The sequence below is a fragment of the Streptomyces sp. NBC_00075 genome (assembly GCF_045041225.1).
Taxonomy (GTDB): Bacteria; Actinomycetota; Actinomycetes; order Streptomycetales; family Streptomycetaceae; genus Streptomyces; species Streptomyces adonidis.
In genome coordinates this window covers 2,191,616-2,212,448 of record NZ_CP108243.1, presented here as the reverse complement: position 1 = coordinate 2,212,448, position 20,833 = coordinate 2,191,616, and the positions used below count along the sequence as shown (strand labels likewise).

Genomic DNA, 20,833 nt, shown 5'->3' with positions numbered 1-20,833 from the left:
CGGAGCTACCCGCTGAACTCCGCCAGGTGCTCCGCCGCCCACTCGCGGTACGAGCGCCCCGGCCGGCCGAGCAACTCGGCGACATCCGGCTCCACTTGCCCCTTCGAGCCGTCCCGCCCCCGCGCCGCACTCTCCACGAGGGCGTGGGCCACCGCCTCCGGGTAACGGGCGAGCAGCCCCCGCAGAACCTCGTCCTCCGTCAACTCGACGAACTTCAGGGGTCGTTGCAGCAACTCGCCCAGGATCTCCGTCTGTTCGACCGGGGTGACCCCGGCCGGCCCCGTCAACGCGTACGCCCGCCCCGCGTGCGCTTCCGGGTCCGTGAGTGCCCGTACCGCCACATCCGCGATGTCCCGCGGGTCGACGTTCGCGTTCCGTGAGGTGCCGTAGGGGCCCCGGACGACCCCCTCCTCCCTGACGGAGCGGGCCCAGCCCAGGGTGTTGGACATGAAGGCGCGCGGACGCAGGAAGGTCCACGCCAGGCCGGAGGCGCGCAGGAGCTCCTCGTTGCACCGCTGCCACCGTGTGATCAGGTCGGTGGCCCCGGGGTCGGTGACCGCCTGGGCCGACAGCTTCACCACCTGAGACACCCCCGCCGCTCGGGAGGCCGCCACGAAGTTCTCGTCCTGGGCCGGCGCCAGCGGGTTCGCGGTGACGAGCAGAGCGGACCGTACGCCGGCCAGCGCCGCGCGCAGCCCGGCGGGGTCGTCGAAGTCCCCGCGCGCCACCTCGATTCCGGGACCGGCGAGGGTGACGCGGTGCGGGTCGCGGGTCAGCAGGCGCAGCGGGCCGGTGCCCGCCAGGCGTTCGGCGACCAGCCGACCGACGGTGCCGGTGGCCCCCGTCAGCAGAATCACGGGACGGGGACCGGGACCGGGGCCGGGGAGAGGATGCGGACGCCGCGGTCGGCCCGGCTGTCCAGTCCGAGCAGGAGCCCCGGTACCGCGATGCCGGGCAGGATGTGGGACCACAGGACCGAGATACGGTGCGCGAGGTCCGCCCGGTCGGTCAGGGCCCGCGACATCAACTGGATGCCCGCGAAGCCCCCCACCAGCAGCTCCACCGTGTCCTGCGGCTTCACCGTGGGCAGCAACTCGCCCTGGGCGCCGGCCTGTTCCATCAGCACGATCAGCCGCTCCCCCCACTGCCGGAACGGTCCGGAGTGGTCGACCCCGGGGGGCGTCGCCTGGTCCACCGTCAGCCGCACGCTGCCTCGCAGCAGGGAGTCGGTCAGCAGCCGCTGCGCCACGACGAACGTCATGTCGATGATCTCCTGCAGCTTGCAGGGCTGTTCCGGGACCGTGCCGAACGGCACCTGCTCGTCGAGCACCGCCTGCGCGAGGGATTCCTTGGAAGGGAAGTGGAAATACAGGGCGCCTTTGGTGACTTCGGCCCGCTCCAGCACCATCGCGATGGTCGTGGACGTGTAGCCGTGTTCGTCGAAAACCGCGCCCGCGGCTTCCAGGATCGCCCTGCGCGTCCTGATGGCGCGCTCCTGTTTCGCCATAAGAGCCCCTCCCTGGCGCCCAGTTGGCCGGTGTCCGTATTCGGTGCCGTATTCAGTGCCGTGCTGGTGCGTGACGGCGCGTGGTCTGGTGCGCCGGAACCGCCGATCATAGGGCCGGACCGACTGATCTCGTTGAAAACAAACCGGTCGCCTCGTACTCTAACGCTCACCGGAGCGGGCGCCTTTCCGTCTGCCACGCCATTCGGGGGACCGAGGGAGAGACATTGCTTCCAGTGCCGCAGTCTGCCGAAATCCCACTCATGACGGCGAGCGTTCCGCGCCAACTCGTGCACCGTGCGGCGATCGCGGAGACGTTCCCCACCGGCTGGTCCCGAACGGAGACCGACCGGTTCAGCGTCTCCGCGCAGTGGCCGCGAGTCCACTGTTTACACGTGTCGCCCGACCGGACGGCCTACGATCCGCTGCTCGTCGTGGAGACCGTGCGTCAGGCCGGAACCCTGCTCAACCACACCGAGTACCAGGTGCCCCTGGACCACCAGTTCGTGCTCCAGGAGTTCCGGATCACCACGTTCCCCGAGCACTTGGGCGTCGGGCCGGTCCCTGCCGAACCCACCGTCGACATCACCTTCTCCGACATCCGCCATCGAGGCAAGCGCCTGGTTTCGGCCCGTTACGCGGCCGACGTACTGCTGGACGGTGAGCTGGTCGCGCATGCCGACGTCGCCTTCACCTGCACCAGCGGCGCCGTCTTCAGCAGGCTGCGCGGCGGTCGTACGGCGGCCGGCGTGACCGCGCTGCCCGTCCCGCCGGGGCTGCCGGCCGCCGACGTGGGCCGGGACTCGGCGGCGGACGTCGTCCTGGCGCGGCCTCAACAGGCCGATCGTGACTGGCAGTTGCGAGTTGATACCGGTCATGCTGTTTTCTTCGACCATCCTCTCGATCACATACCGGGCATGCTGCTCCTGGAGGCCGCCCGCCAGGCCGCGCTGGCGCGCACCGGCCCCGACGGCGGGCTGATACCCGTGTCCTTCGACACGACCTTCCATCAGTTCGCCGAACTGGACCTGCCCACCTGGATAGAGTCCACCGATCAAGGTGACGGGGCCCTGAAGGTGGTGGGAACACAGGAGGGACACACGGTTTTCGAGTGTGTGGTGGGCACCGCGGAACGGTCGGCTATCTTGTACAGGCAGTAAGAAACAAACGGCATATCCCGTTTTTCTTCAGGGAGTTCGGGAGCGCCGGGGACGGTGTGGGAAGGGGTGGGCGCCGATGGCGAGGCAGTTACGCGCCGAGCAGACCCGCGCGACGATCATCACGGCCGCGGCCGACCTGTTCGACCGCCACGGCTATGAGTCGACCAGCCTGAGCGACATAGTCGAGCACGCCCATGTCACCAAAGGCGCCCTCTACTTCCACTTCGCGGCGAAGGAGGATCTGGCCCACGCCATCCTGGAGATCCAGTCCAGGACCTCCCGGCGGATGGCCAGGGACATCGAGGGCCGCGGCTACTCCTCGCTCGAAGCGCTGATCCGCATCACCTTCGGGATCACCAGGATGGCCGTCGAGGGCCCGATCTCCCGGGCGGGCCTGCGCCTCGCCGCCGGCGACGTCGTCGTACGGCCGCCGCTGCGGCACCCGTTCCGCGAGTGGTCGGAGATCGCGTCCGGCAAACTCCTCGGCGCGGTCAAGGAGTCCGACGTCCACCCGGACGTCGACGTCGACGCGATGGCGCACTCCCTCGTCAGCTTCTTCGTCGGCAGCCGCGTGGTCAGCAGGGCGGTGGAGCCGGTGGCCCGCCAGCCCCGCCGTACGGCGGACATGTGGCGCCTCACCATCCGGGCGTTGGTGCCGACGCCGAGGCGGGCGCGGTATCTGAGCCTGGTGGCGCAACTGGAGCGGGAGATAAGGGTGGTGGCGTGAGACGGGCCGTGCGGCTACTGGGGAGGGGCTCGCGGTTGCGGGCCGGGTGGCTGGTCAGTTGTGGCTGGTCGCGCAGTTCCCCGCGCCCCTAGGGGGTTTCCCGGCCGTTCAGGTCGCCGCGCTGCGGGTTCCGGGCCGGGTGTTTCGTGGGCGGTAGCGTGAGGCTCATGCCTGTCTCCGACTCCGTGTCCCCGCCCGTGATCCTCTCCAACGAGCCGGGCTCGTTCCCCTGGAGCGTGCTGGCCGAACGGCACCCCGCGCTCATCCAGAAGGTGCGGGACGCCTTCCCGTACGGTCCCGAGCAGCACCGCGCGCTCGACGCGCTGCTCAAGAGCTGCACCGAGGGCGCCGTCGAACCGCTCCCGGCCGGGGCCGAGGACCGGGAGCAGTGGGAGGAGTGGGGGACCCGGGAGTACACGGGCCGGTCCTGGTTCGACGTGCCGTGGCTGTGGGCGGAGGGGTACTTCTACCGCCAACTCCTCGAAGCGGTCGGGTACTTCGGAGGAGGCGGAGGCGGGGGAGCCGGTGCCTGGCGCGGGATCGACCCCTTCCGTCCCTTCAAGCTCGCCGAACTGGACGCCCCCGAGACCGACGAGGAACTGGCCGCGCTCGACGACCTGGTGGGCAGGCCCGAGGAGGAACAGGCGCGCGCCCTGCTCCACGGGTCGCTGTGGGGCAACCGGGCCGACCTCGGCTTCCGGCTCTCCGGCGCGGACGAGGGCGGGGAGGCGGCGGGACTCGTCGCCGACGACAGCGAGTCCCTCTGGTCGCTGCTCCGGCCCACCCGACGCGACGCCGGCACGGTGTGCCTGGTCGCGGACAACGCGGGCCGCGAACTCGTCCCCGACCTGCTGCTCCTGGACCACCTGCTGACCCGGGGGTACGCCGAACGTGCCGTCCTGCATGTGAAACCGCACCCGTTCTTCGTCTCCGACGCGACCACCGCCGACGTCGTCGACGCCCTGCGCCGGCTGACCCGCGCTCCGGGCGAGGCCGCCGCGTACGGCCACCGCCTCTGGTCCGCGATGGCCGACGGCCGCCTCGCGGTACGCGCCCACCCCTTCTCCTGCGCCCCGCTGCCGTACGCGGAGATGCCCGACGACCTGCGCGAGGACTTCGCCTCGGCCACGGTCACCGTGATGAAGGGCGACCTGAACTACCGCCGCCTGGTCGGTGACCGGCTCCGGCCCCCGACCACCCCCTTCGCGGACGTCACCGCTTACTTCCCCGGCCCGGTGGCCGCCCTGCGCACCCTGAAGTCGGACGTGATCGTCGGCCTCGACGCCCGTACCGAGACCGCGCTCGTGGCCGCCGAGGGGCAGCGCTGGCGGACGAGCGGTACGCGTGCGGTCGTCCAGGTGGCTCGTTGACCTGTGGTGATCATGTCAAATCTTTGATAGGCATGCGCCCATGGCGTTACGTCCATTGCGCTCGGGAAGAGGAAAACTCGCGGCGGCACTGGCCGCCCTGACTCTGGCCGTCGCGGCCTGCGGCGGCGACAGCTCGGACTCGTCCTCCTCGGACGGCGGCAAGGAACGGATCAATGTCGCCGCCCTGCCGCTGATCGACTGCGTCGCGCTCTACATCGCGCGCGACCGCGGTCTGTTCGAGAAGGAGGGCCTCGACGTCCGTATCACGCAGGTCCAGCAGAGCCTCCAGGCGCTGCCCGCGCTGGCGAAGGGCCAGGTCGACGTGGTCGCGAGCGCGAACTACGTCACCTACTTCCAGGCCCATGAGAAGGGCACTCTCGACATCCGCATCGTCGCCGAGTCGATCAGAGCCGCGCCGCACATGATGGACGTCCTGGTGTCGAAGGACTCGGACATCAAGACCGTCGCCGACCTCAAGGGCCGCAAGGTCGCCGTCAACGTCCTGAACAACGTCCAGTCGCTGACCTTCAACGAGATCCTGGAGAAGGCGGGCGCCGGGCTTCCCGACTACCGGCAGGTCCCCTTCCCGCAGATGGGCGCCGCGCTGGAGAAGGGACAGGTCGACGCCATCCACGTGGTCGAGCCCTTCGACAGCGTCATCCAGGACGAACTGAAGGCAAGGGTGCTCATCGACGGCTCGTCCCCGCCCGTCGAGACGATCCCCCTCAGCGGCTACGTCACCACCAACCGGTACGCCACCGAGAACCCGGAGACCCTCGCCGCCTTCCAACGGGCCATCAAGGCCGCCGCGCAGATCGCCGGCGAGGACCCGTCGGCCGTACGCGCGGTGGTGCCGACGTACACGAAGGTGACGGCGGACCAGGCGAAATCCATCGACCTGCCGGTCTTCCCACCGGTCATGGACGCCACGCAGATCGCCCGGCTGACCGAACTGATGGAGAAACAGGGGCTGTTGAAGAAGGCGATCGATCCGGCGACGCTGTTGGTGCGGTGAAACGGGCACGAGTACGTGCGCGGGTACGGGAGTTGGGCCGGGGTCGGGTGCGTGTACGGCAGGAGCCGGTGCTCGGTGTTCTCGGTGTGCTCCTCGCCTTCGGGGTGTGCGAGGCGGTGAGCAGGGCCGGGATCGTACGGCGCAGCTATCTGCCGCCGGCGTCCGAAGTCCTGGCCCGGGCCGTGGAGTTGGCGGGTGACCGGGCCTTTCTGGACGGGCTCGGGGCGACCCTGCGCGCATGGGCCCTGGGGCTGGGCCTGGCCTGCGCGATAGCGATCCCGCTGGGGCTGCTGCTCGGGAGCGTGCCGGTCGTCGACGCCGCCGTACGCGCGATCGTCGAGTTCCTGCGCCCGTTGCCGTCCGTCGCACTGATCCCCCTGGTCTCCCTCCTCCTCGGGTCGGGCACCGAGACCAAGGTCGCGCTGATCACCTACGCCTCGGTCTGGCCGATCCTCTTCAACACCGTCTACGGACTCGGCGAGACCGACCCCCTCGCCAAGGACACCCTGCGCGCCTTCGGCTTCGGCCGCCTCTCCGTGCTGCTCCACGTCGAACTCCCCGGCACGGCACCCTTCATCGCGGCCGGTATCCGCATCTCGGCCGCGATCGCCCTCATCCTCGCCGTCGCCACGGAGATCCTCGCCGGCTTCGGCGAGGGCCTCGGCATCTTCATCGCCCAGGCGGGCACGGCGACCGACGGCACCCGGGACGTCCTGGCCGGTGTGGTGTGGGCCGGGACCCTGGGCCTGGTCATCGACGGGGTGCTCGTGCGGTGCGAACGCAGAGCGTTTCCATGGACACCGGAACACCGGCCACGCGAGCGCCAAGCACGCCCTGCGTCCGCATCTGTGCGAGGCGAGCGGTCCGCCGCCGACGTCTCCGACCACGAGGTCCACCCATGAGCGGCCGCCCCGGACCCACGGCCGACCAGCCCCCGCGCGCGGACACCACCAAGAAGACCGGGACCGCCGGGACCGGTTCTGCCTCCACCACCGCCCCCACCCCCTTCGCCTCCCGTGCCGCCCGTGTGGGCTCCCTCGCCCGAGGCGCCCTGCTCCGCTGGCTCGTGCTCGCCCTCGCCGTGGGCGCCTGGCAGCTCGCCGCCCGTGCGCACGGCAGCGTCTACTTCCCTCCTCCCGGCCGTATCGCACGCCACGCCTACGATCTGTGGTTCTCCGGCCCCGTCAGCCAGCTCTTCCTCACCGACGCCGCCGTCGACAACATCCTGCCCAGCCTCGGCCGGATGGCCGTCGGGTTCGCGCTCGCCGCCGTCGCCGGGGTGGCACTGGGTATCGCGGTCGGGCGGTCGCACCGGGCGTACGCCCTCTGCAACCCGGTCCTCCAGTTCGCGCGCGCCGTCCCGCCCCCGGCCCTCGTACCCGTCTTCGTCGTCGTGCTCGACTTCGGTACGCAGATGCAGATCGCGTCGATCGTCTTCAGCGCCGTATGGCCCGTGCTGATCAACACGGCGGACGGAGCGCGCAATGTCGACCCGTTGCGGCTCGAAGTGGCCACCGTGCTGCGCCTGACCGCGTTCGAACGGCTCTGGCTGCTGCTTCTGCCCTCCGCGCTGCCGCGCATCTTCGCCGGGCTTCGGCTGAGCCTCTCGCTCTCCCTCATCCTCATGGTGTTCTCGGAGCTGCTGCCGGGCACCGCCAACGGCATCGGCTTCACCCTCACCGACGCCCAGTCCCGCTCCGACCTGCTGACCGTATGGGCGGCCCTCGTCCTGCTCGGCGCCCTCGGATACCTCCTCAACACCGGCCTGCTGGCGGTCGAGAAGCGGCTGATCGGCAGCAGGCGACCCACATGACCCCAGCCCCTCAGGACAGGTGACCGATCCGGATGCTCACCCTCGATTCCCTCAGCCGGCACTACGGCGACCACAGCGTCCTGCGGGACATCAGCCTCACCGTGCCCGACGGCCAACTCCTGTGCGTCGTCGGCCCGTCCGGCTGCGGCAAGTCCACGCTGCTGCGCACCATCGCCGGACTGCTGCCCGCCCACGAGGGCACGGTCACCGTCGACGACACGCCCGTCTCCGGAGTGCCCGACCGGCTCGCCGTCGTCTTCCAGGACTACGGGCGCTCCCTGTTCCCCTGGCTCACCGTGCGCGAGAACGTCGCGCTGCCGCTGCGCCGCCGTGGTCTCGGCCGGGCCGAACGACGCGGTGAGGCGGAACGGATCCTGGAGCGCGTGGGTCTGGCCGGTGCCGCCCGCCGCCACCCCTGGCAGCTGTCCGGCGGTATGCAGCAGCGCGTCGCCATCGCCCGAGCCCTCGTCTGCCGTCCTTCCCTGCTCCTCATGGACGAGCCCTTCGGCTCCTTGGACGCCCAGACGCGGGAGGACCTCGAAGACCTGCTCCTCGAGGTGCACCGCACGGACGGCGCGACCATCGTCTTCGTCACGCACGACATCGACGAAAGCGTGTACGTCGGCGACCGCGTCGTCGTCCTGTCGCCGGGCCCCGGCTCCCGGGTTCTCCTCGACCTCCCGGTCGGACTCCCCGGCCCGCGCGACCAGATCGGGACGCGGGGGCTGCCCGAGTTCGTGGCGCTGAGGGCGCAGGTCGGAAGGGCGGTGCGCTCGGGGGCGGGTGAGGTCTCGTAGCAGTCGCAGGACATCTCGTAGTGCTCGCATGTCGAGTGAACTCACAGCGCTCGTCCGGAATCCCGGAATCGGTCCTGATTCACGCGATGGTGTGATCATGTCCCGCTCCGTGGATGGCACGTCCGGGGCAGGGGTAAGGCCCCGCCCATGACACAGCCGTTCGTACTCCCGCACTTCTACATGCCGTATCCCGCGCGCCTGAATCCGCATCTCGACGAGGCGCGTGCCCATTCGACCGTCTGGGCGCGGGAGATGGGAATGCTGGAGGGCTCAGGCGTCTGGGAGCAGTCCGATCTCGACGCGCACGACTACGGGTTGCTGTGCGCGTACACACACCCCGACTGCGACGGGCCCGACCTCTCTCTCATCACCGACTGGTACGTGTGGGTCTTCTTCTTCGACGACCACTTCCTGGAGGTCTTCAAGCGCAGCCAGGACCGGGACGGCGGCAAGGCCTATCTGGACCGGCTGCCCCTTTTCATGCCGCTCGACCTCTCGACTCCCGTACCGGAGCCGCAGAATCCGGTGGAGGCGGGCCTCGCCGACCTGTGGGCACGCACCGTTCCGTCGATGTCCGTGGACTGGCGCAGGCGGTTCTCCGTCGCCACCGAGCATCTGCTGAACGAATCGATGTGGGAACTGTCCAACATCAACGAGGGCCGGATCGCCAACCCCGTCGAGTACATCGAGATGCGCCGCAAGGTCGGCGGTGCGCCCTGGTCGGCGGGGCTCGTGGAGTACGCGACCGCCGAAGTGCCCGCGTCCGTCGCGGGGTCGAGGCCGCTCAGGGTGTTGATGGAGACCTTCTCGGACGGCGTCCATCTGCGCAACGACCTGTTCTCCTACCAGCGGGAGGTCGAGGACGAGGGCGAACTGAGCAACGGCGTACTCGTCCTGGAGACCTTCTTCGGATGCACGACCCAGGAGGCCGCCGACACCGTCAACGACATCCTCACCTCACGCCTCCACCAGTTCGAGCACACCGCGCTCACCGAAGTGCCCGGCCTGGCCCTGGAGAAGGGCCTCGCCCCGGACCAGGTCGCCGCGGTGGCCGCGTACACGCGCGGGTTGCAGGACTGGCAGTCCGGGGGCCACGAGTGGCATCTGCGCTCCAGCCGGTACATGAACGAGGGGGCCCTGGAGGAGTCGCGGCCGTTCGGGGTCGGCGCTTTCGGCACGTCCGCGACCAACATCGGCGCACTGCTGGCCTCGGCCGGCGCCGAGCGCCTGCGTGCCTACACGCACGTGCCCTATCAGAAGGTCGGCCCGTCCCGACTGCCGGATTTCTACATGCCGTTCGGCCTCACCCTCAGCCCGCACCTGGACGGCGCCCGGTACCGCCTGACCGACTGGATGCACAGCATGGGCATGCTCCAGGAGGGCGTCTGGGACGAGGACAAACTCGCCGCCGCCGACCTGCCCCTGTGCGCGGCCGGCATCCATCCGGACGCGACGGCCGACGCCCTCGACCTCAGCTCCGCATGGCTGTCCTGGGGCACCTACGGGGACGACTACTACCCCCTCGTCTTCGGCCACCGCCGCGACCTGGCCGCGGCCCGCCTGTGCACCGAGCGGCTCTCCGCCTGTATGCCCATCGAGGGCGACGCGTTCCCCGTCCCGGTCAACGGCATGGAACGCGGGCTCATCGACCTGTGGCGGCGTACGACGGTCGAGATGACCCCGGACCAGCGGCGCACGTTCCGTGCCGCGGTGGACGTCATGACCGAGAGCTGGGTGTGGGAACTGTCCAACATGAGCCAGAACCGCATCCCCGACCCCATCGACTACCTGGAGATGCGCCGCGCCACCTTCGGCTCGGACCTCACCATGAGCCTGTGCCGCATCGGCCACGGCCGGACGGTCCCGCCGGAGGTCTACCGCAGCGGCCCCGTCCAGTCGCTGGAGAAGGCGGCCTCCGACTACGCGATGCTCATCAACGACGTCTTCTCGTACCAGAAGGAGATCCAGTACGAGGGCGAGATCCACAACGGCATCCTCGTCGTCCAGAACTTCTTCGACTGCGACTACCCGACCGCGCTCGGCGTCATCCACGATCTGATGACCCAGCGCATGCAGCAGTTCGAGCATGTCGCCGCGCATGAATTCCCGGTCCTGTACGAGGACTTCAAGCTCACCGACGAGGCACGCGCGATCATGGACGGCTATGTGGACGAGCTGCGGAACTGGCTGTCCGGCATCCTGCACTGGCACCAGCAGGTACCCCGCTACAAGTCGGACTACCTGGCCCGCAGGTCGCACGGTTTCCTGCCGGACCGCAGCAGCTCGGTACTGGCGGTCGGCTGACGGCTCCCCGCCCGCCGGTACATCCGCGCCCGTCCTCCGTCAGCCGAGGTCGCGCACCCGTTCCGCCGTCTCCTCGGCGAGTTCTCGTACGCCCGTGGCGGCGTTCCCCGAGAGCTCGCCGAGTATCGCGTCCGCGGAGGCCAGCAGGGCGCGGGCCTCCTCAGGGAGGTCCGCGTCGGCCAGCGCGCGGGTGAGGGCGTAGTGCTCCTCGGCGATGTAGCGGCCGAGGTTCACCCCGTGCCAGAGCCGCAGGGACGTGTCCCGGGGGTCCGTGAGGATGGCACGCAGGCTCTCCAACGTGGCCGTGGCCTGCGGCAGTTGCCCCAGCTCCCGTTCCAGGCGGGCCTGGTCCAGCCGGGCCGACACTCGGGCCCAGGCCGTGTCCTGAAGGCCGGCGAACAGCCGCTGGGCGCGCAATGCCTGGAACCGGTCGCCCAGTTCCTGGAACTCCCGGCTCAGGCCACGCAGCGGGGAGGTGTCCAGAGCCTCCGGTGTCCCGCCGGGCCGCCCGATTCGATGCTGATACAGGCCCAGATCGATCTCGTCCAGCAGACGGATCAGCGCGACCCGGGCCAGTTCGGTCATGCCCTGGGCGCGGGCCAGCTCCGTCCAGGTGAACAGCGGCTCGTCCGACGGGTCCGTGCCGAACATCGAGGCGTCCATGTCCAGCGCCCACTGCCGCAGTTCGGCGCCCGGGGCTCCGGACCCGGGCAGCTCGCTCAGACCGCACGCGGTGTCGAAGTCCGTGTCCCGGACCTCGTGCAGCAGCGGCAGATCCCCGGCCAGTCCGTGCAGGCCCACGAGGACGGCTCCGAGGCGCAGTTCGTCCGTCATCGACGACTCCGCCTCGCACCGCACCAGATGCCGCAACAGGCCCAGATCGCCGTCCGCGCGGTCGAACTGCGCGGCCCGCAGGGCGAGTCGGCGGCGCAGCGGATCCCGGGCCACCGCGTCCCACGCTGCGGGGCCGTCACCGGACCGCAGTTCGGCCAGGTCGGCCCGGCCACGGGCGAGCACCGGCTCCCACAGGGGCGGGCGCGGATGCCGGCCGAGCCGCTCGTACGCCCCGCCCTCCTCCGCGTTGAGCAGCAGGAAGTCGGGCTCGGTGCGCAGCAGTGCCTTGTGCAGCAGGCCGATCAGCTCCACGGGGGAGCGCTCGGGCAGGCCCAGGGCGCCGCGCAGTTCGGCGCGTTCGGCATCGATGTCGAAGTCCTCGCGCATCTCCTGCTCCGTCTCCGCTACGCGCGCGAGGATCTTCTCCGTACCGTCGGCGGGCGACAGGTCCAGGTAGTCGTGCCAGCCGGGCAGACCGATCACTGTCTCCAGCGCCTCGTCGACACTGGAGCCGATGATCCCGGCCGAGCCCTCCGAGTCGGCGTACAGCACGGACCCGTCCGCGCACACGAAGAACGTGCCTCCCGTGCCGTCGCCGGCCACCGGGGTCAGCTCTCCGCCCGAGGCGAGGCGGACCTCCTCCCCGTGGTCGGCGCGGTCGAGGTCGAAGTCGAAGGGGAACGCGGCGAGTTCGGCGGCGGAACGGCTCTGTCGCAGCAGCCGCAGGGCGTGATCGGTCATGCCGCAGAACGTAACAGTCCCCACTGACAACGGGAATATCGCCGTCCACTACCAATTTCCCAACTTTCTCGTACGGAACGTCATATTCAGGGAACTTCGGCAATTCGCGAAGAGTCTTATGGGGTGAGTGGAGTGGAATGACTGACCACCAGAACACGGGGGTGTTCGACCTTGACCGACATCATTGAGAGGCCCACGGAAAGCATTTCGGGAGAACAGGCGCCCGCGCCGGGGGAGTTGACTCCGTACATGGCGCCGCTGCCCGTCCCGCCGGTCCTGCGGCCCGCGTCCGAGGACGTGCTGAAGGAGACCGAGATCGCCCTGCGCCCGGCCTGGGTGCGCCTGCACCCGCAGCTGCCGCCGACCCTGATGTGGGGGTACGAGGGACAGGTGCCCGGCCCGACCATCGAGGTGCGCCGCGGGCAGCGCGTCCGGATCGCCTGGACCAACCGCATTCCCGCGGACGGCGAATACCCGGTCACCGCCGTGGAGGTCCCGGTCCGCGCACCGGGGACCCCGCCCGCGACCACCGAACCGGGCCGCGAGGGCGTCGAGCCCGACAAGGACGTTGCGGCCCTGCCCGCCTGGTCGGTGACCCATCTGCACGGCGCCCAGACGGGCGGCGGCAACGACGGCTGGGCGGACAACGCCGTGGGTTTCGGCGACGCCCAGCTCTCCGAGTATCCGAACGACCACCAGGCGGTCCAGTGGTGGTACCACGACCACGCCATGAACATCACCCGGTGGAACGTGCTGGCGGGCCTCTACGGCACCTACCTCGTCCGTGACGACGAGGAGGACGCCCTCCGTCTCCCCTGCGGGGAGCGGGAGATACCACTGCTGCTCGCCGACCGGAACCTGGACACGGACGAGGACGGCCGTCTCAACGGACGTCTGCTGCACAAGACCGTCGTCGTCCAGCAGGAGAACCCGGAGACGGGCAAGCCGGTCTCCATCCCGTTCACCGGTCCGTACACCACGGTCAACGGCCGCATCTGGCCGTACGCCGACGTGGACGCCGCCTGGTACCGCTTCCGGCTGGTCAACGCGTCCAACGCGCGTATCTACAACCTCGTCCTGGTCGACGAGGACGACAACCCGGTCCCGGGCGTCGTCCACCAGATCGGCAGCGACGGCGGACTGCTGCCGCGCCCGGTCCCCGTCGACTTCGACGGAGCGCTGCCCACCCTGACCGCCGCACCGGCCGAGCGTTTCGACCTGCTCGTCGACTTCAGGGGGCTCGCCGGCCGGAAGCTGCGCCTGGTCAACAAGGGCCGCGTCCAGGCGCCGGGCGTGCCCGACCCGGCGAGCGACGTGCGCTACCCGGAGGTCATGGAGTTCCGGGTGCGCGAGGAGTGCGTCAACGACGGCTTCGAACTGCCCGAGGTGCTCTCCGGCTCCTTCCGTCGCCTCACGCACGACATCGAGCACGGGCACCGGCTGATCGTCCTCACCCCGCCCGCCACCAAGGGAGGCGGCGGACATCCGGAGATCTGGGAGATGGCCGAGGTCGCCGACCCGACCGGCATCCAGTTCCCCGCCGAGGGCGTCATCCAGGTGACCGGCCAGGACGGAACGACCAAGACGTACCGGCGTACGGCACGGACGTTCAACGACGGCCTCGCTTTCACCATCGCCGAGGGCAGCCACGAACAGTGGAGCTTCCTCAACCTCGCTCCGATCGTCCACCCGATGCACATCCACCTGGCCGACTTCCAGCTCCTCGGCCGGGACGCCTACAACGTCTCGGGCTTCGACCCGGCGGTCGGCGGCACCCGGAGTCCGATCGCCTTCGACGCGGCCACACAGATACCGCTGGCGCCCAACGAGCGCGGCTACAAGGACGTCTTCCGGGTCCCCGGGAACCAGATCCTGCGCGTCATGGGGAAGTTCGACGGTGCGTACGGCCGGTTCATGTACCACTGCCACCTCCTCGAACACGAGGACATGGGCATGATGCGGCCCTTCGTGGTGATGCCCAAGGAGGTGCTCGAGTTCGACCACGGGGCGGGACACGGCGGCCACGACGGTCACACGGCCTGAGGGGTCCGGGCGGACGCCTATGGCTGCCCATTTCTGACCCTGTGTCAGTCTCACTCGTTCGTGGCTCGTTGTGCGCCGGTGCGCAGGGTAGAGCACCTGCCGGAGGCGATCCATGGAACAGACCGCACTGCGTCCCAAGCCCATGCCCGGTCAGGAACCGGCCGGCGGCACCACAACCCGTCCGGCCCGGCGCCCGCATGCCGCGCCCCGGCGCGGCCGACGGCTGACGACCCTGCTGTTCGGCCTGTTCGTCGGGACCGTCCTGGTCCTCGCGGGCATCGGGCTCGGCACGCTCGGTGCCACGGTGATCGGCATGAGCAAGCTCGCGGACCTACAGCGTCAGGCGGGACAGGACGGGCAGGCAGGGCAACAGGGGCAGGGCACCGACTCGGCGGGCGCGCGAAGTGGCGCGCCCGCCGAGTCAGGGCCTGGGGCCGAGTCCCGGTCCGGGCCGGGATCCGGGTCGGGCCCTTCCCGGCAGCCCTCGGGAGGCGCGAGCCCGGCCTCCTCTGCGTCGGCCGTGACCGCGACGCTCGGTGTCGAGGCCGTGGACGCCGAGAAAGTGGGCGCCCTGGTCGTCGGCGTCCACATCCCGGGCCCGGGCTACACCGCGGGCCTGGTCCGGGGCGACGTACTCCTGACCTTCGGCGGGGCCAGGGTCGACTCGGCGGCCGACCTCGCCCGGGTGGTCGCCCGTGCCCGCCCCGGTACGGAGATCACCCTCACGGTCCGTCACCGCAGCGGTGGCTACCAGCAGTTGGTGGCGATCCCGGGAGTCGTCACCTGACCGCATCCGTCAGTTGACGGCTCGGTCACCCCAGCGTGTCCGCCACCTGACCCCGCCGTCAGACAACCACCCTGAAGTGGCTGGTCAGCCGCCCGTCGTCGGCCAGTACATGAAAGGCGAGGCCGACCGGCGCGTCCCGGTCCGCGACCTCCTCGCCCTCCCAGGGCAGCCGGAGGGTCCACGTCACCCCCGGGCCGACGACCAGCGGCCGGCCCGCGAAGGCCGTGGCGGCCGGGGTGTGCGCGTGACCGGTGATGAGCCCGGCGATCTGCGGCCTGCGCTCCATCAGGGCCGCCAGCCGGTCGGGCCGGCCCAGCTGGTAGGAGTCCGGCAGGGGGTGGTGCAGGGCGACGGGCGGGTGGTGGAAGGCGAGCAGCGCCGGGACGCCCTCGTCCAGTTCGTCGAGCGTCGCGTCGATCCAGTCGTACGTCTCGTCGTCCAGGGCGCCTTCGTCGCGGCCCGGCACGCTGGAGTCGCACATCAGGACGGCGGCGTCGTCGAAGACGTGCGCGCTGTTCACCGGCCCCTCGGCGGCGGGCAGGCCGAGCAGTGCCTTGCGGTAGGGCGCGCGGCTGTCGTGGTTGCCCGGGCAGGTGAGCACGGGGAAGGGCGCGTCGCCGGTGCGCAGCCCGAGGATGCGCGCGGCCTCCTCGTACTCGGCCTCCGTGCCGTGGTCCGCGATGTCCCCGGTCACCAGCAGGGCGTCCACATGCCCCGGCAGCTCCCACAGCCGGTCGCGCACCTGTTCGGCGCGCGCGATGGACCGCGCGGTTCCGTCGAGGTGCAGATCGCTGATGTGGGCCAGTACGAGCATGGACTTCCGCCTCCCTTAATGGTTCAGGTAGATCTAAGCATTAGATCTAATGGTTGCTCAACTCCTATCCGTTAGTCGGGCGGGCCGAAATGGAAGCGAGCGGGCGGGAGATGGGCGCGAGACGGGTGGTGAGAGCTGCAAACCGGCTCGCGCCGCCCCGCGCATCCGGGCAGGATGCTGCCCGTAGCCCCTCGCCCTTCCACGGAGGCCCGGATGACCGGCAGCAGCCCCGCGCCCTTCACCGCCGACGACTACCGGGCCCGGATGCGGCGCGCCGCACGGGCGGCCGAGGACGCGGGGCTCGCCGGGCTCCTGGTGGCCCCAGGGCCCGACCTCGTCTGGCTCACCGGCTACGCGCCCACCGCGGTCACCGAACGCCTCACGTTGCTGGTCCTGGCCGCCGGACAGGACCCGGTCCTCGTCGTCCCCGCCCTGGAGGCCCCGGACGCGGCCCACGCGGCGGGCGCACCCGCCCTGACCCTGCGTGACTGGACCGACGGCAAGGACCCGTACGCGGCCACCGCACCCCTCCTCGACGCGGCAGGTCGCTTCGGGGTCAGCGACAACGCCTGGGCACTGCACCTGCTGGCACTCCAGAAGGCGCTGCCCGGCACCTCGTACGTCTCCCTCACCGAGGGACTGCCGATGCTGCGCGCCGTGAAGGACGCGGCGGAACTGGCACGCCTGGCAGCCGCGGGAGCGGCTGCTGACGCAACGTACGAGGAGATCCGGAAGGTTCCCTTCGGGGGCCGCCGCGAGAGGGACGTCGCGGGCGATCTCGCCGATCTGCTGCGGCGGTTCGGGCACTCCGAGGTCGACTTCACGATCGTCGCCTCCGGCCCCAACGGCGCCAACCCGCACCACGAGGCAGGCGACCGCGTCATCGAGCGGGGCGACATGGTCGTCCTCGACTTCGGCGGCCTCCTGCACGGCTACGGCTCCGACACCTCCCGCACGGTCCACGTCGGCGAACCGGACGCCGAGCAGCGCAGGGTCCACGACATCGTGCGCGAGGCCCAGGAGGCGGGCTTCCGCGCCGTACGGCCCGGCGCCGCCTGCCAGGACGTCGACCGGGCGGCCCGCGCGGTCATCACCGAGGCGGGGTACGGCGAGTACTTCATCCACCGCACCGGCCACGGCATCGGCGTCACCACGCACGAACCGCCGTACATGATCGAGGGCGAGGAACGGCCGCTCGTCCCCGGCATGTGCTTCTCCGTGGAACCCGGCATCTACCTGCCGGGCCGGTTCGGTGTACGCATCGAGGACATCGTCACGGTGACCGAGGACGGCGGCCGACGCCTCAACAACACGACGCGCGAGCTGGTCGTCGTGGACTGACCGCCCCCTCATCAGGAGTTCCGCCCCGCCAGCACCCCTCCGGACGACAATGGCGCGACCATGACACAGGCACCGACACCCACCGCGGACACGGTCCGCCGACTGGTCCGCTCCCTGCTCGCGGACAGCGTCCTCGGCACGTCCGCCACGCCGGGGCCCGAGGTCCGGCCCGTCGGCGCGGGCGGCGAGGCGGCCACCTGGTGGGTCGGCGCCCGGCACGTCCTGCGCCTGGCCCCCGACCGGGACGCGTCCGCCCGGCTGCGCCGCGAACTGCGCCTGCGCGACCTCGTACGCCCGCACCTCGGCGTCGCCGTCCCCGTCGGTGTGGCGCACGGCGAGTGGGCCGCCGGACTGGCCTACACGCTGGACACCAGGGTGCCCGGCGGCTCGGCCGAGGAGCACGACGTCTCCGCCGTCGGCGAGGCCGACCTGGCCGCGCTGCTCACGGGCCTGCGCGAGGTGCCCGCACGGCAGGCCGAGACGCTCGGGGTGCCACGGGTCGCGCCACGCTCCCTGGAGGCCCTGCGCCGGGCCGCAGAGCGCGCGGCCGAACGCCTCGCCGCGGCCGACGAGTTCGACGCCGCACGGCTCCACCAGCTGACCCCGGCCGCCGCCACGCAGCTCGCCGCACAGGCCGGAACGGCGGTCCTCGTCCACCACGATCTCCGGGGCGAGCACCTCGTGGTGAGCGCCGACGGGCGGGTGCGCGGTGTCCTCGACTGGACCGACGCGGTCGTCGGCGACCCCGCCGAGGACATCGCCGGGCTCGCCCTCGCGGTCGGCTCGCCCGCCGCCGTACGCGCCGCCACCCTCGCCGGTTACGCGGCCCGCCCCTGTCTGCGCGGCCTGTGGCTCGCCCGCTGCGACACGGTCGTCCGGCTCGCCGAGAGCCTCACCGGCCGCGACGCCGCCCCGCGACCGCTGCTGCGGGTGCAGCTGCGGCGCGCGTGGGAGGCGATCCTGCTGGAACGGGTGACGGAACTGCGGGAGCAGGACGAGGAAGAATAAGCCCCCTGCACTCACCCTTGCTCCAGCACCACGCAGGACTCCCCGGGGACGTGCAGCAGTCCGTCCGCGCCCGGCAGTTCGACCGGTTCCCAGGCGGCCAGCACCGTTGCCCGTCGCGGCCCCAGCGGGATCGCCGCCGACGTCTTGGCGAGGTTCGCCACCACGCGTACGTCCCCGCGCCGGAACGCGAGCCAGCGGGCCTCCTCGTCGTACGCGACCTTGATGTCCGACAGATCGGGGTCCGTGAGGTCGGGCTGGGCGTGGCGCAGGGCGATCAGCTCGCGGTACCAGGACAGCACGCGCGCGTGGGGCTCACGTCCGGGCTCGGACCAGTCGAGGCAGGAGCGGTCGCGGGTCGCCGGGTCCTGCGGGTCCGGAACGTCCTCCTCGGCCCAGCCGTGCGCCGTGAACTCCCGCCGCCTGCCCCGCCGTACGGCCTCCGCGAGGTCCGCGTCCGTGTGGTCGGTGAAGAACTGCCACGGAGTGCCCGCCGCCCACTCCTCGCCCATGAACAGCATCGGCGTGAACGGCCCGGTGAGCATCAGCGCGGCCCCGCAGGCCAGCAGACCGGGGGAGAGGGAGGCCGAAAGGCGGTCCCCCTGGGCGCGGTTGCCGATCTGGTCGTGGGTCTGGGTGAAGCCGAGCAGCCGGTGTGCGGCGACCCGGGTGCGGTCGAGCGGGCGGCCGTGCAGCCGGCCCCGGAAGGTCGAGTACGTGCCGTCGTGGAAGTAGCCGCCCGTGAGCGTCTTGGCGAGCGCCGCGAACGGGGCCCGCGCGAAGTCCTCGTAGTAGCCCTGCGACTCACCGGTCAGCGCCGTGTGCAGGGCGTGGTGGAAGTCGTCGCTCCATTGGGCGTGCAGTCCGAGACCGCCGCCCGCGCGCGGGGTGACCAGCCGCGGGTCGTTGAGGTCGGACTCGGCGATCAGGGACAGCGGCCGGCCCAGCTCGGCGGCGAGGGCGTCCACGGCCGTCGACAGCTCTTCCAGGAAGTGGCACGCGCGTGTGTCCCGCAGCGCGTGCACCGCGTCCAGCCGCAGCCCGTCGATCCGGTAGTCGCGCAGCCAGGCCAGCGCACTGCCCAGCAGATACGCGCGCACCTCGTCCGACCCGGGCGCGTCCAGGTTCACGGCGGAACCCCACGGCGTCTGATGCGTGTCCGTGAAGTACGGGCCGAAGGCGGGCAGATAGTTGCCGGACGGGCCCAAGTGGTTGTGCACGACGTCCAGGACCACACCGAGACCGAGCGCGTGCGCCTCGTCGACAAATCGCTTCAGCGCCTCGGGACCGCCGTACGGCTCGTGCACCGCCCACAGCGAGACCCCCTCGTACCCCCAGCCGTGCCGACCCGGGAACGGGCACAGCGGCATCAACTCGACGTGCGTGACGCCCAGTTCCACCAGGTGGCCGAGCCGCCCGGCCGCCGCGTCCAGCGTGCCCTCGGGCGTGTACGTGCCCACGTGCAGCTCGTACAGGACCGCGCCCGGCAGCGCCCGGCCCGCCCACTCGGTGCGCCAGGTGTGGAGCCCGTGGTCGACGACGGCGCTCAACCCGTCCGGGCCGTCCGGCTGGCGGCGCGAGCGCGGGTCGGGCCGTACGGGGCCGTCGTCCACGGCGAAGCCGTAACGCGACCCGTCCCGGGCCTCCGCCTCGCCGGACCACCAGCCCGCGCGCTCCGGATCGCGCTCCAACGCGCGCGTGCCCGAGTCGCACTGGAGCGTCACACGACTGGCCTGCGGTGCCCACACCTCGAAGTGCACGGACGGTTCCCCTTCGTCTGCCGGGTGGTGCCCGGGAGGTAGCCCGTCCCATCGTGCTTCAAACACCCCCGCTCCGCGCTTGAATCTTCACGTTTGCCCCGGGTGTCGTCGGGCCTGACCGACGGGCCACCGTTTCCGCGTTTTCTGGACACCCCGCGCGCGCTGCCCGACAATCACGAACGTGACGTCGTCCTTCGAGTTCCACACGTATCCGGCTCGTCTCTCCGACGCGGAGCGCGACCGGGCGCTGAAGGTGCTGCGGGACGGGGTCGCCCTGGGCCGGCTCTCCCACGACACGTTCATCCGCCGGATGGAACTCGCCCTCATCGCCCGCCGGTCCGACGAACTGGCCGTCCTCACCGCGGATCTGCCCACCGAGAGCCGCTTGTCCCGCCTGGTGTTCGGGACGGTCGAGGCGGTCTCCGGCTTCACGGTACGGCTGCGCAGGGCCTGGCAGTCCGAGCGGCTCCCCAAGCTGCTGCTGCCCCATCCCGGCAGCGGCCACCCGTTGCGCATAGGGCGCGACCCCGCCAACGGTCTGCGGCTCACCCACGAGACGGTCTCGCGCGTCCACGCCGAACTCCGGCACCAGGGCGGCCTGTGGGTGCTGCGCGACCTCGGCTCGACCAACGGCACCACGGTGAACGGCCGACGTGTGATCGGCGCGGCCGTCGTCCGGGACGGCGACCAGATCGGCTTCGGGCACATGGCGTTCAGGCTCGCCGCCGAGTGACACCATCCCCGCGGGACCGTCCCCGTGGGAGCAGTTCACTTTGCCTGCCGCGGTGTTGACGTACCCCCGGAGTCGTGACTGACTG

Annotated in this window: 18 protein-coding genes; 13 read left to right on the top strand and 5 right to left on the bottom strand. The window is 71.1% G+C overall.

All coding sequences use genetic code 11. The annotated features are described in order from the left end of the window. Nucleotides 1-5 precede the first annotated feature (5 nt). Both OG787_RS09475 and OG787_RS09470 read right to left on the bottom strand, forming a co-directional pair. Nucleotides 6-857: an SDR family oxidoreductase gene (locus OG787_RS09475; RefSeq protein ID WP_405534898.1), complete on the bottom strand. Its 852-nt coding sequence runs from the start codon at nucleotides 855-857 to the stop codon at nucleotides 6-8. After that, nucleotides 854-1,507: a ScbR family autoregulator-binding transcription factor gene (locus tag OG787_RS09470; RefSeq protein ID WP_389357187.1), complete on the bottom strand. Its 654-nt coding sequence runs from the start codon at nucleotides 1,505-1,507 to the stop codon at nucleotides 854-856. The genes OG787_RS09475 and OG787_RS09470 overlap by 4 nt, the downstream gene beginning before the upstream one ends. Before the next feature lie 260 nt (nucleotides 1,508-1,767). On the opposite strand from OG787_RS09470, the gene OG787_RS09465 reads away from it, so the two are divergent. From OG787_RS09465 to cyc2, 8 genes are all read left to right on the top strand, one after another. Beyond that, the gene (locus OG787_RS09465; protein WP_405534897.1) at nucleotides 1,768-2,664 is read left to right on the top strand and encodes a ScbA/BarX family gamma-butyrolactone biosynthesis protein; all 897 of its coding nucleotides are present in this window, start codon (nucleotides 1,768-1,770) and stop codon (nucleotides 2,662-2,664) included. Nucleotides 2,665-2,740: 76 nt separating this feature from the next. Continuing rightward, nucleotides 2,741-3,391 carry a ScbR family autoregulator-binding transcription factor gene (locus tag OG787_RS09460; protein WP_405534896.1) on the top strand — a complete coding sequence of 217 codons (651 nt, stop codon included), beginning with the start codon at nucleotides 2,741-2,743 and terminating at the stop codon, nucleotides 3,389-3,391. Between the two features lie 167 nt (nucleotides 3,392-3,558). Then, nucleotides 3,559-4,761: a damage-control phosphatase ARMT1 family protein gene (locus OG787_RS09455; protein WP_369034687.1), complete on the top strand. Its 1,203-nt coding sequence runs from the start codon at nucleotides 3,559-3,561 to the stop codon at nucleotides 4,759-4,761. A gap of 40 nt (nucleotides 4,762-4,801) precedes the next feature. After that, entirely contained in the window at nucleotides 4,802-5,776 is a 975-nt protein-coding gene (locus OG787_RS09450; protein ID WP_369034688.1) for an ABC transporter substrate-binding protein, read from the top strand. Further along, nucleotides 5,773-6,678, top strand: coding sequence for an ABC transporter permease (locus OG787_RS09445; protein WP_405534894.1), 906 nt, complete (start codon nucleotides 5,773-5,775; stop codon nucleotides 6,676-6,678). The genes OG787_RS09450 and OG787_RS09445 overlap by 4 nt, the downstream gene beginning before the upstream one ends. After that, nucleotides 6,675-7,589, top strand: a complete 915-nt coding sequence (locus OG787_RS09440) for an ABC transporter permease (RefSeq protein WP_405534893.1) — start codon at nucleotides 6,675-6,677, stop codon at nucleotides 7,587-7,589. The genes OG787_RS09445 and OG787_RS09440 overlap by 4 nt, the downstream gene beginning before the upstream one ends. Nucleotides 7,590-7,621: 32 nt before the next feature. Next, nucleotides 7,622-8,386 (top strand): ABC transporter ATP-binding protein, encoded by a 765-nt coding sequence (locus OG787_RS09435; RefSeq protein WP_405534892.1) that lies wholly within the window; start codon nucleotides 7,622-7,624, stop codon nucleotides 8,384-8,386. 147 nt (nucleotides 8,387-8,533) lie between these two features. Continuing rightward, on the top strand, nucleotides 8,534-10,690 hold the full coding sequence (cyc2, locus tag OG787_RS09430; protein WP_405534891.1) for a germacradienol/geosmin synthase Cyc2: 2,157 nt from the start codon (nucleotides 8,534-8,536) through the stop codon (nucleotides 10,688-10,690). A gap of 39 nt (nucleotides 10,691-10,729) precedes the next feature. Here the strand turns inward: cyc2 and OG787_RS09425 are convergent, their stop codons facing one another. After that, nucleotides 10,730-12,265 (bottom strand): hypothetical protein, encoded by a 1,536-nt coding sequence (locus OG787_RS09425; RefSeq protein ID WP_405534890.1) that lies wholly within the window; start codon nucleotides 12,263-12,265, stop codon nucleotides 10,730-10,732. Nucleotides 12,266-12,436: 171 nt separating this feature from the next. Here OG787_RS09425 and phsA point away from each other — a divergent pair, with 171 nt between their 5' ends. Together phsA and OG787_RS09415 are read left to right on the top strand one after the other, a co-directional pair. Next, a complete protein-coding gene (phsA, locus tag OG787_RS09420) occupies nucleotides 12,437-14,308 on the top strand; it encodes an O-aminophenol oxidase PhsA (RefSeq protein ID WP_369034694.1) in 1,872 nt (623 codons plus the stop codon). A 112-nt stretch (nucleotides 14,309-14,420) separates the two neighbouring features. After that, complete coding sequence (locus tag OG787_RS09415; RefSeq protein ID WP_405534889.1) at nucleotides 14,421-15,095, top strand: PDZ domain-containing protein; 675 nt, start codon at nucleotides 14,421-14,423, stop codon at nucleotides 15,093-15,095. Nucleotides 15,096-15,153: 58 nt separating this feature from the next. Here OG787_RS09415 and OG787_RS09410 read toward each other — a convergent pair whose 3' ends face one another. Continuing rightward, entirely contained in the window at nucleotides 15,154-15,909 is a 756-nt protein-coding gene (locus OG787_RS09410; protein ID WP_369037624.1) for a metallophosphoesterase, read from the bottom strand. Nucleotides 15,910-16,122: 213 nt separating this feature from the next. Between OG787_RS09410 and OG787_RS09405 the strand changes: the two genes are divergently transcribed. Together OG787_RS09405 and OG787_RS09400 are read left to right on the top strand one after the other, a co-directional pair. Further along, nucleotides 16,123-17,250: an aminopeptidase P family protein gene (locus OG787_RS09405; protein ID WP_369037625.1), complete on the top strand. Its 1,128-nt coding sequence runs from the start codon at nucleotides 16,123-16,125 to the stop codon at nucleotides 17,248-17,250. A gap of 60 nt (nucleotides 17,251-17,310) precedes the next feature. Then, nucleotides 17,311-18,258: an aminoglycoside phosphotransferase family protein gene (locus tag OG787_RS09400; protein ID WP_405534888.1), complete on the top strand. Its 948-nt coding sequence runs from the start codon at nucleotides 17,311-17,313 to the stop codon at nucleotides 18,256-18,258. 11 nt (nucleotides 18,259-18,269) lie between these two features. Here the strand turns inward: OG787_RS09400 and treZ are convergent, their stop codons facing one another. Then, complete coding sequence (gene treZ / locus OG787_RS09395; RefSeq protein WP_369037627.1) at nucleotides 18,270-20,015, bottom strand: malto-oligosyltrehalose trehalohydrolase; 1,746 nt, start codon at nucleotides 20,013-20,015, stop codon at nucleotides 18,270-18,272. 181 nt (nucleotides 20,016-20,196) lie between these two features. Here treZ and OG787_RS09390 point away from each other — a divergent pair, with 181 nt between their 5' ends. After that, nucleotides 20,197-20,748, top strand: coding sequence for a DUF1707 and FHA domain-containing protein (locus OG787_RS09390; protein WP_235474138.1), 552 nt, complete (start codon nucleotides 20,197-20,199; stop codon nucleotides 20,746-20,748). Nucleotides 20,749-20,833: the final 85 nt, after the last annotated feature.

Excerpts from the sequence above, each read along its gene's own strand:
- OG787_RS09470 (WP_389357187.1), bottom strand. The coding sequence starts at position 1,507 with ATGGCGAAACAGGAGCGCGCCATCAGGACGCGCAGGGCGATCCTGGAA.
- OG787_RS09465 (WP_405534897.1), top strand. The coding sequence starts at position 1,768 with ATGACGGCGAGCGTTCCGCGCCAACTCGTGCACCGTGCGGCGATCGCG.
- OG787_RS09460 (WP_405534896.1), top strand. The coding sequence starts at position 2,741 with ATGGCGAGGCAGTTACGCGCCGAGCAGACCCGCGCGACGATCATCACG.
- OG787_RS09455 (WP_369034687.1), top strand. The coding sequence starts at position 3,559 with ATGCCTGTCTCCGACTCCGTGTCCCCGCCCGTGATCCTCTCCAACGAG.
- OG787_RS09450 (WP_369034688.1), top strand. The coding sequence starts at position 4,802 with ATGGCGTTACGTCCATTGCGCTCGGGAAGAGGAAAACTCGCGGCGGCA.
- OG787_RS09440 (WP_405534893.1), top strand. The coding sequence starts at position 6,675 with ATGAGCGGCCGCCCCGGACCCACGGCCGACCAGCCCCCGCGCGCGGAC.
- OG787_RS09435 (WP_405534892.1), top strand. The coding sequence starts at position 7,622 with ATGCTCACCCTCGATTCCCTCAGCCGGCACTACGGCGACCACAGCGTC.
- cyc2 (WP_405534891.1), top strand. The coding sequence starts at position 8,534 with ATGACACAGCCGTTCGTACTCCCGCACTTCTACATGCCGTATCCCGCG.
- OG787_RS09425 (WP_405534890.1), bottom strand. The coding sequence starts at position 12,265 with ATGACCGATCACGCCCTGCGGCTGCTGCGACAGAGCCGTTCCGCCGCC.
- OG787_RS09415 (WP_405534889.1), top strand. The coding sequence starts at position 14,421 with ATGGAACAGACCGCACTGCGTCCCAAGCCCATGCCCGGTCAGGAACCG.
- OG787_RS09410 (WP_369037624.1), bottom strand. The coding sequence starts at position 15,909 with ATGCTCGTACTGGCCCACATCAGCGATCTGCACCTCGACGGAACCGCG.
- OG787_RS09405 (WP_369037625.1), top strand. The coding sequence starts at position 16,123 with ATGACCGGCAGCAGCCCCGCGCCCTTCACCGCCGACGACTACCGGGCC.
- OG787_RS09400 (WP_405534888.1), top strand. The coding sequence starts at position 17,311 with ATGACACAGGCACCGACACCCACCGCGGACACGGTCCGCCGACTGGTC.